The 12,903-nt window shown below is 75.2% G+C and carries 11 protein-coding genes and 1 pseudogene; 7 read left to right on the top strand and 5 right to left on the bottom strand.

All coding sequences use genetic code 11. The features are described 5' to 3' along the window. Window position 1: 1 nt before the first annotated feature. Window positions 2-1,450: a sensor histidine kinase gene (locus tag CLV37_RS23125; protein ID WP_146149554.1), complete on the bottom strand. Its 1,449-nt coding sequence runs from the start codon at window positions 1,448-1,450 to the stop codon at window positions 2-4. Between the two features lie 83 nt (window positions 1,451-1,533). Here CLV37_RS23125 and CLV37_RS23120 point away from each other — a divergent pair, with 83 nt between their 5' ends. The 3 genes from CLV37_RS23120 to CLV37_RS23110 all read left to right on the top strand — a co-directional run bounded on the left by CLV37_RS23120 (window position 1,534) and on the right by CLV37_RS23110 (window position 4,285). Beyond that, window positions 1,534-2,157, top strand: coding sequence for a DedA family protein (locus CLV37_RS23120; protein WP_106214960.1), 624 nt, complete (start codon window positions 1,534-1,536; stop codon window positions 2,155-2,157). A gap of 65 nt (window positions 2,158-2,222) precedes the next feature. Further along, window positions 2,223-3,065 carry an undecaprenyl-diphosphate phosphatase gene (locus CLV37_RS23115; RefSeq protein ID WP_106214958.1) on the top strand — a complete coding sequence of 281 codons (843 nt, stop codon included), beginning with the start codon at window positions 2,223-2,225 and terminating at the stop codon, window positions 3,063-3,065. A gap of 110 nt (window positions 3,066-3,175) precedes the next feature. Further along, the gene (locus tag CLV37_RS23110) at window positions 3,176-4,285 is read left to right on the top strand and encodes a phosphodiester glycosidase family protein (RefSeq protein ID WP_146149553.1); all 1,110 of its coding nucleotides are present in this window, start codon (window positions 3,176-3,178) and stop codon (window positions 4,283-4,285) included. Here the strand turns inward: CLV37_RS23110 and CLV37_RS23105 are convergent. Continuing rightward, window positions 4,267-4,743 carry an Lrp/AsnC family transcriptional regulator gene (locus CLV37_RS23105; protein WP_170127455.1) on the bottom strand — a complete coding sequence of 159 codons (477 nt, stop codon included), beginning with the start codon at window positions 4,741-4,743 and terminating at the stop codon, window positions 4,267-4,269. The genes CLV37_RS23110 and CLV37_RS23105 overlap by 19 nt on opposite strands. Window positions 4,744-4,824: 81 nt before the next feature. On the opposite strand from CLV37_RS23105, the gene CLV37_RS23100 reads away from it, so the two are divergent. Then, entirely contained in the window at window positions 4,825-5,862 is a 1,038-nt protein-coding gene (locus CLV37_RS23100) for a DMT family transporter (protein WP_106214954.1), read from the top strand. Here the strand turns inward: CLV37_RS23100 and CLV37_RS28665 are convergent. Continuing rightward, window positions 5,767-6,585: pseudogene (locus CLV37_RS28665) on the bottom strand (DUF2332 family protein); the annotation flags it as partial. The gene CLV37_RS23100 and the pseudogene CLV37_RS28665 sit on opposite strands and share 96 nt — an antisense overlap. A gap of 237 nt (window positions 6,586-6,822) precedes the next feature. On the opposite strand from CLV37_RS28665, the gene CLV37_RS23090 reads away from it, so the two are divergent. Continuing rightward, the gene (locus CLV37_RS23090; RefSeq protein ID WP_106214952.1) at window positions 6,823-9,030 is read left to right on the top strand and encodes an alpha-L-rhamnosidase; all 2,208 of its coding nucleotides are present in this window, start codon (window positions 6,823-6,825) and stop codon (window positions 9,028-9,030) included. Between the two features lie 27 nt (window positions 9,031-9,057). After that, a complete protein-coding gene (glpX, locus tag CLV37_RS23085) occupies window positions 9,058-10,029 on the top strand; it encodes a class II fructose-bisphosphatase (RefSeq protein WP_106214950.1) in 972 nt (323 codons plus the stop codon). 15 nt (window positions 10,030-10,044) lie between these two features. Here glpX and CLV37_RS23080 read toward each other — a convergent pair whose 3' ends face one another. Next, complete coding sequence (locus tag CLV37_RS23080; RefSeq protein ID WP_106214948.1) at window positions 10,045-10,332, bottom strand: antibiotic biosynthesis monooxygenase; 288 nt, start codon at window positions 10,330-10,332, stop codon at window positions 10,045-10,047. A gap of 61 nt (window positions 10,333-10,393) precedes the next feature. Next, entirely contained in the window at window positions 10,394-11,452 is a 1,059-nt protein-coding gene (locus CLV37_RS23075; RefSeq protein ID WP_170127454.1) for a winged helix DNA-binding domain-containing protein, read from the bottom strand. Between the two features lie 111 nt (window positions 11,453-11,563). On the opposite strand from CLV37_RS23075, the gene CLV37_RS23070 reads away from it, so the two are divergent. Then, window positions 11,564-12,835 (top strand): PP2C family protein-serine/threonine phosphatase, encoded by a 1,272-nt coding sequence (locus tag CLV37_RS23070; RefSeq protein ID WP_106214944.1) that lies wholly within the window; start codon window positions 11,564-11,566, stop codon window positions 12,833-12,835. The last annotated feature ends 68 nt before the right edge of the window (window positions 12,836-12,903 follow it).

Genomic DNA, 12,903 nt, shown 5'->3' with positions numbered 1-12,903 from the left:
CTCAGCGCCCCGGACCGGCGTCGAACTCCCCGGCCAGCGGCAGTTCCACCCGGAAACCCGTCCCCGCCGCGACGTCGAGGACCCGCACGGAACCGCCGTGCGCGGCGACCACCTCCCGCACGATGGCCAGCCCCAGACCGCTGCCGCCGGAGTCCCGGGTACGGCTCTCCTCCAGCCGCACGAACCGGTCGAAGACGCGGTCGCGGTCGGCCGGCGGGATCGGTGCGCCGTCGTTCCAGACGGTGAGCAGGGCTCGTGAACCGTTGCGCCGCAGATCGACCGAGATCTCGTGGTGGGCGTGCCGAGCCGCGTTGTCCGTGAGGTTGCGCAAGACCCGGGACAGTTCCCGCGGGTCGCCGAGGACGCGGGCCGGTTCCCGGTGCATCGTCACGTTCAGCGTGGTGGCCGCCCGCAGCCGCCGGTGCTCGTCGGTGACGAGGTCGTCCAGGTCGACCTCCTCGACCCCCTCGCCGTCCGTCGCCGTCCGCGCCCGTCCGCGCTCGTCGACGCGCGCCAGCAGCAGGAGGTCGGCGACGAGACCGTCCAGCCGCCGGGCCTCCCCGCGCACCAGCCGGGCGAGGTCGCGCGGGTCGGTGCGCTCCGGCTGCGTCAGCGCGATGTCGGCCGCGGCGCGCAGCGTCGCGATGGGGCTGCGCAGTTCGTGGCTGGCGTCGGAGACGAACTGCCGCTGGGCGGCGTCGGCCCGTTCCAGGCCGGTGAGCATGGAGTTCATGGTCGTCGCCAGTCGCGCCACCTCGTCGCGGCCCGGGGGGATCGGGACCCGTTCGGACAGGTCGCGGTGGCTGATGCCCTCCACGGTGGACCGGATGCGCGTCACCGGCCGCAGCGACCGGCCCACGAACACGTACGTCGCGAAACCCACCGTCAGCAGCAGCAGCGGACCCGCCACGGCCATCGCCACGACGGCCGCGTGCAGCGTGTCCTCGCCCGTGCCGACGGACTGCGCGACGACCACCGTGAACCGCCGGTCCCGCCCGTCGTCGGAGACCTCCCCGCCCAGCACCGTCACCCGGTAGGGGTCGTCGTCGAAGGGCAGCCGGACCTTGCGGCGCTCCGTCGCCCCCGGGGCGGGCTGGTCGCCGACCACCGCCCGGGACCCCCGCAGCTCCGGGCTCGACGCCACGACCGCACCGTTCTCGTCGAGCACCTGCACGGCCTGCCGGCGGCGGGCCGCCTCCTCGATCGCGCTGCGCAGGCCGGGTGACTCCGTGACGGAGTCCGGGACCAGGGCGGCGATCGACTGGGCGGTGGACAGGGTGGCGGCGTCGACGCCCGTGCGCAGGTCGTGCACGAGGCTCAGCAGCAGCAGGCCGCCCGCCGCGAGCACGACCAGGCCCTGCACGAGCGTGGCGGCGACCGTCGAGCGGACCTGCACCCCGCACTCGCGCCACAGCGTCGCCACCCACCGCGCCGCGCTCCTCAGGGACATGCCCCCAGCATCGACCACCGCCGGGCCCCGTCGCGCACGCCGTCTTCAGCGGACGTTCAGCGTCGGGGGTCCACAGTGGCGGCGTGCACCAGGTGATCGCGACCCTCCTCGGCGTCCCGGCCGGGTGGCTGCTGGCGGCCGTGGCGCTGCTCGTCTTCGCCGAGGACGCCCTGTTCGTGGGGTTCGTCGTCCCGGGCGAGACCGCGGCCGTCGTCGCCGGGGCCGCCGCGAGTCTCGGCCGTGCGTCGCTGCCCGTCGTCCTGGTCGTCGTGGCCGCCGCGGCCGTCCTCGGCGACTCCGTCGGGTACCTGGTGGGGCGGCGTCTCGGACCGCGCCTGCTGCAGGCCCGGCCCCTGCGCCGGCACGCCGCGGGTCTGGAGAAGGGGCGCGACCTCGTCGAGCGGCGCGGGGGCGCGGCCGTGTTCCTGGGCCGGTTCACCGCGTTCCTGCGGGCGGTCACCCCCGCCCTGGCGGGTGCCGCGCGGATGCCGTACCGGCGGTTCCTGCCCTGGAACCTCCTCGGCGGCCTCACCTGGGCCACGGCCGCCGTGCTCGTCGGGTACGCGGCCGGGGCCTCCTTCGCCCGGGCCGCGCAGACCCTGGGGCGCGACAGCGCACTGGTGGCCCTGGCCGTCGTCGCGGTGGCCGGGACCGTCGTCGCCGTGCGCCGCCACCGCTCCTCCCGACCCGCCCGCCACGACGGCTGAGAGCCGTCGTCGGCCGCTGCGGCGACTACCGTTCGAGAAACCCCGCTGAGAGCAAGGAAACCACCGTGCAGTTGTGGCAGGCCGTCGTCCTCGGCGTCGTCGAGGGCCTCACCGAGTTCCTCCCCGTGTCCAGCACCGGGCACCTCACCATCGCCGAGAAGCTCCTCGGGATGCGCGTGGACGACGCCGGCACCACGGCGTTCACCGCGATCATCCAGTTCGGCGCGATCGTCGCCGTCATCGGGTACTTCCGCCGCGACATCGTCCGCTTGCTGCTGGCCTGGGTCGCCGGGCTGCGCGACCGGTCCGCGCGCACGCAGGACTACCGGCTGGCCTGGTGTGTCGTCGTCGGGTCGATCCCCGTCGGGCTGGTGGGTTTCGCGGCCAAGGACCTCGTCGCCGGGCCGCTGCGCAGCCTGTGGGTCGTCGCGTTCGCCCTCATCGGCTGGAGCGTCGTGATGGTCGCCGCCGAGAGCTTCGCCGCCCGGCGCGCCGTCCAGCACGGCGAGGGGCAGGTCAGCCTCAAGGACGCCGTCGTCATCGGTGTCGTGCAGTGCCTCTCGCTGGTACCGGGGGTCTCGCGCTCGGGTGCCACCATCAGCGCCGGGTTGTTCCGGGGCCTGGACCGGGTGACGGCGACGCGCCTGTCGTTCTTCATGTCCATCCCGGCGCTGACCGCGGCGGGGCTGTACGAGGGGGTTTCGGCGGGCAAGGACGTCTCGGCCACCGTCGGGTGGGGCGCCACGGCCGTGGGGACGCTCGTGAGCCTGGTCGTCGCCTACGCCTCCATCGCCTGGTTGCTGCGCTTCGTGGCCCACCACCGGATCAGCGTGTTCGCCGGGTACCGCGTCGCGCTGGGCGTCGTGCTCCTCGCCCTGCTGGGCACCGGGGTCCTGTCCGCCGTCTGAGGACGGCGCCGTGTGCGTGCCGTGGCCGCCGCGTGGAGGTTCACGGCCAGGACCCCGCCGGGGCGGTGGTTCCCAGTCCCTCCCCAGCCACCGCTGCGCACACTCACCCGGTGAGCCAGGTGCGAGAACGAGAAACCCCCGTCGTCGTCCGGCCGCCGCGGCGCCGGCGCCGGGTCGTCGCGGGGGCGGTCGTCGTCGCGCTGGCCGTCCCCGGGGTTTCCCTCGGCCGGGCGATGGTCGCCCCCGGGGCCGCGCCGGCGTCGGTGCGGGCCGTGGAGTGGGTGCGCGACCACGGGGGGAACCACCTCGTCGACCTCGCCGAGAACTGGTGGTTCTCCCGGCACGTGGCCGCCGGTGCGGTGCCGTCGACGCACCCGGTCACCACCGCGCAGGCCGCCGCGGCGCCGCACCCGGTCGCCAGCGTCACCGGGCACGCTCCCGGGCAGGGGGACTGGACCCCCGGACGGGTCGGTCGCGATGGCCTGCCCGCGCTCTACACGACGTGGTTCCGTCCCGACGCGCAGCACCCCGGGGTGGTCGCGGCGGCGGCGTGGATCCGGGCCGGCGGCTACGACGCCCACCTCGTGGCGGGAACCACGCAACCCGGGGGCGGTCCCTGGCCCGGTGGGGCGCGGGTCGCCCCGCAGGACGTCCCCGACCTGCTCGCCACCTTCAACGCGGGGTTCAAGTTCCACGACACCCCCGGCGGGTTCTTCGCCGGCGGCCGGTCCTCACGCCCCCTGGTCGACGGCCTGGCCACCGCCGTCGTCGACGACTCCGGCCGGTTGCAGGTCGGGACCCTGGGCCGGGAGGTGAGCATCGGCCCGCACACCGTCGCGGCCCGGCAGAACCTGCAGCTCATCGTCGACGGCGGGGCGCCCGTGCCGGGACTGGACCAGAACGGTTCCGGGCGCTGGGGAACCTCGCACAACCAGGGTCAGTACACGTGGCGGTCGGCGCTGGGCACCGACGCCGCCGGTGACGTCGTCTACGTCGGCGGGAACGGGCTGGACCTCGTGGACCTGGCCGACGCGCTGGTCCGGGCCGGGGCCGTGCGGGGCATGGAACTCGACATGCACAGCGGCATGGTGTCGTTCTCCAGCTGGACCGTGGCGGGCGGGACGGTGACGCCGACGAAGCTCCTGCCGGACATGACGCGCGAGGCGAACCGCTACCTCGCCCCCGACCAGCGGGACTTCTTCTACCTCACGCTGGCCTGAGGCCGCGTCGGCACGGGGGAGGGGCCCTTCACCGCGTCCAGCCGCAGCAGCGTCGTGACGCGCCGGGCCCCGATGCGCGGCAGGTGCTTGAGGACGTCCTGAAGCTCCCGCGTGGAGCCGGCGGCCACGTGCAGCAGGACGTCGTCGGGGCCGGTGACGGCGTCGGCGCGCAGCACGGCCGGCAACGCGGCGACCTCCTCGGCGAACCGCTCGTCGGAGACCTCCGAGTGCTCGGCGAGGGTGACGAGCACGAAGGCCTCCACCCCTGCGCCCGCGCGCCCCGGGTCGACGGCGGCGTGGATCCCGGTGATGACGCCGGTGTCCTTCAGGCGCTGGACGCGCCGCAGCGTCGCGGCCGGGGACAGGCCCACCCGCCGCGCCAGCTCGACGTTCGGCAGCGCGCCGTCGAGCTGCAGCACGTCCAAGATCACGCAATCGATGTCGTCCAGAGCGGCCACCACCTCACGGTAGTTGCGTCGACCACCCCCGTCGACGCGACGGGGTTGAGGTCCTGGCCCGGGAAGCCCCACGGTGGACGGGTGCGACACGTCCTGCCCCGCCCGATCCGGCCCACCCGTCAGGAGGCGGCCCTGGTCGCCGTCACCGCCGTGTGGGGCGGCACCTTCCTCACCGTCAAGCACGGTCTGTCCGTGGCCGGCCCGATGTCGTTCGTGGCGCTGCGGTTCGGGGCCGCGGCCCTGCTCCTCGCCCTCGTCTCCGGGCGGGCGCTGAAGGGCGTGACGCGCCGCGAACTCCTCGTGGGGGCCGCGGTCGGCGTCGCGCTGTTCGGCGGGTACGGGCTGCAGACCGCCGGTCTGCGGACGATCCCCAGCGCGACGTCCGCGTTCCTGACGGCCCTGTACGTCCCGCTGGTCCCGGTCCTGCAGTGGCTCCTCCTGCGGCGCCGGCCGAGCGCCGGGAACTGGGTCGCCGTGGGGCTGGCCCTGACCGGGCTCGTCCTGCTGACGGGTCTCGGCCTCGACGGGCTGACGGTGGGCACCGGTGAACTCCTGACCCTGGCGGGCGCCGTCGCCAGCGCCGCCGAGATCCTGCTCATCGGGCGGTTCGCGGCGGCGGTGGACGCCCGGCGCGTCACGGTGGTGCAGCTCGCGACGTGCGCGGCGCTCGCGGGGCTCACCCGGCCGCTCGTGGCCGAACCCGTCCCGGGGTTCTCGTGGACGCTGGCGGTCGTCGTGGCGGCCATGGCCGTCTCGACCGCCGTCATCCAGAGCACGATGAACTGGGCGCAGCGGTCGGTGTCCCCGACCCGCGCGACCGTCATCTACGCCGGCGAACCGGTGTGGGCGGGGCTCGTCGGGCGCGTCGCGGGAGAACGCCTCGGACCGGCCGCCGTCGTCGGGGGTGGGCTCGTCGTGCTCGCCGCGCTGGTCTCCGAGCTGAGGTTCCGGCGCTCACCCGAGCCACTGCAGCTGCCGGCCCCGCGACCAGCAGCGGCCGACGGCCCACGAGCGCAGGCTGTCGCGGGTGAGGAGAGTGATCCCGAGGACGCTGTGCCCGGAGGCGGGCCGGTCCCCGGAGGTGGGGACCGCTGGGGCGACGCCGACGCCCTCCACTGACGCCCACGCCACGGCGCGGCGCGTCGCGGCGGCGTCGAGCCGGCGCAGGAACCGCGCCCGGTCCTCGACGGTGAGCTCCGACAGCGCCCAGCACGTCGTGACCACGGGCAGCGCCCCGTCGGGGACGTCGGCGAGCGCCGCGTCCAGCAGGTCCAGGCGGTCCCCCGGCCGCCACGTCGGGGGGTCCGCGGCCAAGAGCCCGAGCGCGGCGTCGAGCCGCGCGTGCGGTTCGGGCCCGTCCGGCGGGAGGCAGGCGTGCAGCCAGCGCACGTCCTCCGCGCCGGGCGCGCCGACCCCCAGCACGGTGCGGGACACCACGCCCGGCAGGTCGCCGGGCGGCGGCGCGGCGCTGCGCACGAGCCCGGCGCGCACCTGCACCGGGGAGGCCGACTCGCCCGCGAACCGCCCGGCGCACGTGATCCCGACCCGGTCCAGGTGGGTGTCCAGCCCCGGCCCGGCGGCGAACGAGACCAGCCCCACCGCCCCGGCGCCCGCCCGGTGGGCGAGGTCGGCCACGAGCGGGCGCAGGGCGGCGAGCCGCTGCACGGGCAGCTCCCGGCGTCGCCGCCGGGTCAGGGAGGCGACGGCTTCCCCGTTGCGCTGCAACGTCTCCAGCGCGGCCGGTCCTGCTGCGGCGAGGTCCCGACGGGCGTAGGCCGCGGCGAGGTCCGGGGCCAGGCCCGCGAGAGCGAGGTGGTGCAGGGCGGCGAGGACGGCCGGCACCGTGCGCGGGGCGCGCCCGGAGGCCACCAGGACCCGGGCCACCTCGTCCTGCAGGGGCGAGTCGTTCACGGGAACGCTGCTCACGACGGCCTCACCGCTCACGAGCGCTCCCGCTCGGCGGGCGCCCCGCGCGCTCGAGCCCGCGCCGGGTCCGCACCGGCTGCACGGGGTCAGCCCCGCCGGACCGGAGGTGCGCTCACCGGCCCACCGTAGTTCCCCGGCGGCTAGGTTGAGGTCGTGCACGACGCGGACGTCGTCGACGTCGAGGACCTGACGGACGCGCGCTGGATCGCGCACCCGGAACGACCCGGGACGTGGCCCTCGCGCGCCACCTGCCGCGACGGCCGCTGCGCCGCCCCGGTGTTCACGCACGAGGTCCGCATCGACGTGCCCGTCCGGCGCGCGCGGCTGGTCCTGGCCGCCGGGGGCCACGCCGACGTCCGCGTCGACGGGGCGCTCGCGACCGACGAGGTCCTCAGCCCGGGGACCACCCACTGGGACCGCCGCGTCGAGGTCGTCGAGCACGACCTCACCGCGGTCCTCACCGTGGGCCGCCACGAACTGTCCCTGGAACTGGGCAGGGGTTTCTTCGGGATGACCAACGCGAACGTGTGGGGCTGGGAACGCGCACCCTGGCACGACGAACCCTGCGTCCGGGCCGCCCTGCACCTGGAGCACGCCGACGGTTCCCGCCGCACGGTCGTGACGGGCCCGGCCTGGACGGTCCACCGCGGTCCCCGGCTCCTGGACGACCTCTACGCCGGGGAGGTCGTCGACCTGAGGTTCCGCGGCCCGCGGGTGCCCGCCGCGCTGGTCGCGGGGCCGGTGGGGGAACCGGTGCCCCGGCTGGCCCAGCCGTCGCGGATCACCGAGGTGCTGGGCCCGGTGTCGGTGGCCGAACCCCTCCCCGGGGAGTTCGTCGTCGGTTTCCCGCGCGTCGTGTCCGGGTGGGTCCGCCTGCGCGTCGACGGACCCGCCGGGACGACGGTGCGCCTGCGGTACGGCGAGCGGCTGCGTCCCGACGGACTGCCGAACGCCGACGACGAGAAGGGCTACTTCACCGACGGTTTCCAGACCGACGAGATCACCCTGGCCGGTGGTCCGGTCACGTGGGAGCCGCGGTTCTCCTACAAGGGTTTCCGGTACGTGCAGGTCTCGGGGTGGCCCGACCCCGCGGGGCCGGGGGCGGGGGACGTGCTGTGCTGCGTCGTGCACACCGACGCGGCCCGCACGTGCGAGTTCACGGTCGACGACCCGTTGCTGCAGTGGATCCACGACGCCACCGTGCGGACGCTGGAGAACAACCTGCACGGCTACCCGACGGACACGCCGAAGTACGAGAAGAACGGCTGGACCGGTGACGCGCTCGTGGGGGCGGACGCGTTCCTCACCAACCTCGACGCGGCCCCCGTCCTGCGGTCGTGGGTGCGCAGCCTGGCCGAGACGTGCGACCCGGTCCCGGCGCTCACCGCCCCGAACGCGGGGGTCTTCGGCGTCCACACCCGGGCGCCGGTGTGGCACGCGGCTCTGCTCACGGTGCCCTGGGACCTGTTCCGGCACACGGGGGACGTGTCGGTGCTGGCGGAGAACTGGGCCGAGGCGGCCGCGTACGCGCGCCACGAGCTCGGTCGTTCGCCCGGCGGGATCGCCGACACGATCCTCGGCGACTGGGTCGCCCCCGGCACCGACCCCGGCGGGGCGAACCCCCCGGAAGACTCCCGCGTCCCGGCCACTGCCTTCCTCGTGCGGATCCTCGACGTCGCCTCGTGGACGGCGGGCGAACTCGCGCGCTCCGGGGAGGCCGCGTGGTTCGCCGACCGGGCGCAGGAGGTGCGCGCCGCGTTCGTCCGCGAGTTCCTCGACCCGGCGACGGGCGTGGTCGGCGGGCCGGGGGACGCGGGGTTCCGGCAGTCGCACCACGTCCTGGCCCTCGCGTTCGACGTCGTGAGCGATCACGACGTGCGCGCCCGGATCGCCGCGGCCCTCGCCGCGGACGTGCGCGCGCGGGACGACCACCTCGACACGGGCGCGATCGGGACCAAGTGGCTGCTGCCCGTCCTGACCGAGGCCGGGTACGCCGAACTCGCGGTGCGCATCGCTCGGCAGCGCACGCCCCCGTCGTGGGGTGCGTGGTTCGAGGCCGGGGCGACGACGACGTTCGAGCACTGGGACCTCGCGGCGCGCTCGCACGGGCACTACTTCCTCGGAACCGTCGACGACTGGCTGACGGGCCACGTCGGGGGTCTGCGCCTGCTCGAGCCCGGGTGGCGCAGTTTCGCCGTCGACCCGCGGTGCACCGACTGGATCGACTCCGCCGCGGTGTCCGTGGTCACACCGCACGGGACGGTCGCGGTGGCCTGGTGGCACGAGGACGGTGAGGTGCGGGTGCGGGTGGACGCCCCGCCGGGCACCCGCGCGGTCCGTCCCGGGCACAATGGCGCCTGAGCCCGTCCCTTCCGTCAGGAGCAGCCCATGAGCACCCTGCCCACCACCCCGGACCGCAACCTCGCCCTCGAGCTCGTCCGGGCCACCGAGGCGGCGGCGATCCGGGCGACCCCGTACATCGGCCGGGGCGACAAGAACGCCGCCGACGGCGCGGCCGTCGACGCGATGCGCGAGTTCCTCGGCACGGTCGACTTCGCCGGCGTCATCGTCATCGGCGAGGGGGAGAAGGACGAGGCCCCCATGCTCTTCAACGGCGAGCAGGTCGGCACCGGCAACGGCCCGGCGTGCGACATCGCCGTCGACCCCATCGACGGCACCTCGCTGACGGCGCTGGGCCGCCGCAACGCGATCTCGATGATCGCGGCCGCCGACCGAGGCGCGATGCTCGACGCCCACACGGTCTTCTACATGGAGAAGATCGTCACCGGCCCCGAGGGCGTCGGCGTCGTCGACCTGCGCCAGCCCATCGGGGAGAACGTCCGCGCGCTGGCCAAGGCCAAGGGCAAGGACGTCTCCGAGATCCAGGTCGGCGTCCTGGACCGTCCCCGCCACGAGCAGCTCATCGCCGACATCCGCGCCGCCGGGGCCGGGACCCGGCTGCTGCTCGACGGCGACGTCATGGGCGGGATCGGCGCCGCGTCGTACGAGGCGCGCCTCGACATGTGCGTGGGGATCGGCGGCAGCCCCGAGGGGGTCGCGACGGCCTGCGCGATCAAGGCCCTCGGGGGTCTCATCCAGGCCCGGCTCGCCCCGAAGACGGACGAGGAGAAGCAGCACGGCCTCGACGCCGGGCTGAAGTTCGACCACGTCTACTCCGCCGACGAACTCGTCAAGGGCGACAACACCTTCTTCGTCGCCACCGGGGTCACCGACGGCGACCTCGTGGAGGGTGTGCGGCGCAAGGGGCCGATCATCCGCACCGAATCGATCGCGCTGCGCGCCCGCTCCGGGACGATCCGGTTCGTCCGCGCCGACCACCTCGCGGAGAAGTGGCTCTGAGCGCGGTGCCGGCGGTCAGCCGCTGACGTCCCCACCGCGGACGTCGACGAGTTCGTCGAGGGTCGCGAAGAACGCCGCGATGCCCGGGGTGTTGCCGCCCTTCTCGCGCGACTCGTCCCAGGCGGCCCGGTCCGCCCACTCGACGACGTCGACCCACTGCGTGGCGTCGAGCCGGACGAGCCTGGCCGAGACGAAGCCGCGCCGGTCGGCCGCGAAGTCGGCGAGCATCGCGGGCCGGGCCGCCAGCATGTCCTCGACGCGTTCGGGGCGGACGGTGAAGGTCGTCAGTTCGATGGTCGTCACGGCAGCAGCCAACCACCCGGTCGCCGCCTGGTGAAGGCCCTGTCCGCCCGGCCCGGCCCGCTCAGGCGAACCACCCCGCGGGGTACGTCGCCGAGCGCCGGGCCAGGGCGGTGGCCTGCGCCGCGCTGAACGGCGCGAACGGTGCGTGGGCCAGGCCGGTCCCGTCGCGCGTGAACGTCCCGGCCACGGTGCCGCCCACGACCACCGTCCCGCGGAACACGCCGTTGCCGCCGGGGGCGACCCGGTCGGCGTGCTCGGGCGCCAGGACGTGGGAGCGGTCGGCGTACCCGAGCAGGAACTCGTCGAAACCGGGCAGCAGGTGCAGCGACCGGGCGGCGCGGCGGTGCGCCGCGACGAGGTCGGGCACCTCGGGGGCGACGAGGTGCTCGACGTCGTCGACGAGGACGGCCTCGAACTCCTCGCGCACCGCCGCGAAACCCCGGCGCGCCTGCCCCAGCGCGAGCTTCGTCCACGCGGCGAAGTCGGCGGGGGTGGCCGGCCCGTGCCCGCGCAGGTACCGCCTCGTCCACTCCGCCAGCGGGTCCTGCGGCACCCGGCGGTCGGTGACCCACCCGTCCACGGGCACGAACAGCTGCTCGCGCCCGCGCAGCGGCCCCTGGCACAGCACGCCGGTCAGGGCCAGGTGGACGATCAGGTGGTACCCGCGCCCCGCGGCCGTGGCCTGACCGGCGGCCTCGAAGGCGGCGAGCAGTTCGGCGCGGGAGGCGCCCTCACGGGTGAGGAACCCCGTCGCGGTGGTGCGGGCGACGTCGAGGTCGGCGGGCGAGATGCCCAGTTCGGCCCGCCGCCGGCGCATCGCCGTCTCCGCGCGGCCCGCGCACAGGTCCAGGACCCAGCCCAGGTCCGCCGCGCCCAGCAGGTGCAGCGTCCCGCGCATCGGCCAGGACCGGACGACGGTCCCGGCGTCCAGCGCCGCGGCCAGCCCGTCGGTGGTCCCCTCCGGGGTGCGCAGGGCCACGGCCGTCGCCGCGGCGCGCAGGTCCTGGGCCTGGACCGCCGCCAGGTGCTCGACGACGGCGGCGGCGCCCGGCAGCGGGGGCACGACGCGCTGGGCCACCAGCCGCCAGGTGCCGACGTCGTGGGCCGCGAGACGGGTCACGGTGGTCACGATGCCGCACCGGGGGGACGGGGAGGAGCGCATCCGGGCTCGTGCGCGCCGGTCCCTGCCCTCGGTGAGCCGATCCACGCGTGCGTGAGTACGGTCCCTGAGGTGACTGCGAGTGACGCGGAGCGGACGCTGGCCATGGTGCGCACCCTGCTCGACCGTTCCCACCTGGCCACCACGGGTCAGATCCCGGACGCGATCGCGCAGGCGGCGCAGACGCTGGGCTGGACGGCCGGCCTCTACCTGATCGACCACGAGCAACGGCTGCTGCTGCCGACTCCGGTCACCGGTGCACCCGCCCGGCGACCCCTGAACATCGAGACCACCCTGGCCGGACGGTGCTTCCGCACCGTGGAACCCGTTCCCACCGGCAGGACGGCGCCCGGGGTGTGGTTGCCCGTCGTCGACGGCTCCGACAGGCTCGGGGTCCTGGAGGTCGACGCCCCCGGAGGCATCGACCTCCAGGACCCGCTGGTCCAGGAACGGTGCCGGATGCTCAGCCACCTGGGCGGACACATGATCGCGGCCAAGAGTCCCTACGGCGACGGCCTGGACGGGCTGCGGCGGCTGCGGCCACGCACCGTCGCCTCCGAGCTGCTGCACCAGTCGCTGCCACCGCTGTCCTTCGCGTGCGAGGGACTGGTGATCTCCTGCTTGCTGCTGCCGGCCTACGACGTGGCCGCCGACGCCTTCGACTACGGCGTCGCCGACGACACGGTTCACCTGATGGTGCTGGACGCCACCGGTCACGACCTGCGGGGGACGATCCTGGCGACGCTGGCGCTGGCGGCCTACCGCAACGCCCGCCGCAACGGTCGCGGGTTGAGCGAGGGGGTCAGCGCCGTCGACCGCATCGTCGCCGAGCACGGAGGCGCCGAACGCTTCGCCACCGGTGTCCTGGGCGAGTTGGACATGAGCACCGGGCGGTTGCGCTACCTCAACGCAGGTCACCCCGCCCCGCTGCTGATGCGCCACGGCCGGGTGGTCAAGGAACTGGACGCCGGACGGCGGATCATGTTCGGGCTGGGGCAGGAACCGGCCGTGTTCGCCGAGGAGTGGTTGCAGCCGGGCGACCGCGTGGTCCTGTACACCGACGGGGTCGTGGAGGCGCGCGACCACGACGGGGAGTTCTTCGGGCAGGAACGGTTGGAGGAACTGCTGCACAAGGCCGCAGCCGCTGGACTGCCCGCCCCGGAAACGTTGCGGCGCATCGCCCACGACGTCCTGGACCGGCAGGGCGGAGTCCTCCAGGACGACGCCACGCTGCTCGTCGCGGAGTGGGCGACGAGCCGGGAGCGCACGTTCACCGCGGTCGGTGGGGTAGCGGCCCACGACCTGTCGCCGCACGGTGAGGAGCGCCAGTCGCCGCGGCGGTGAGACCCGGCCCCCCGGCGGGCGACGGGCGGGACCCGCGATCGACGGTCCTGCGCGGGGGGTGTCGACGT

The organism is Kineococcus rhizosphaerae (assembly GCF_003002055.1).
Taxonomy (GTDB): domain Bacteria; phylum Actinomycetota; class Actinomycetes; order Actinomycetales; family Kineococcaceae; genus Kineococcus; species Kineococcus rhizosphaerae.
This window is presented reverse-complemented; position numbering and strand designations above follow the sequence as displayed.

Coding starts and splice junctions, on each gene's coding strand:
- glpX (WP_106214950.1), top strand. CDS start 9,058: ATGAGCACCCTGCCCACCACCCCGGACCGCAACCTCGCCCTCGAGCTC.
- CLV37_RS23125 (WP_146149554.1), bottom strand. CDS start 1,450: ATGTCCCTGAGGAGCGCGGCGCGGTGGGTGGCGACGCTGTGGCGCGAG.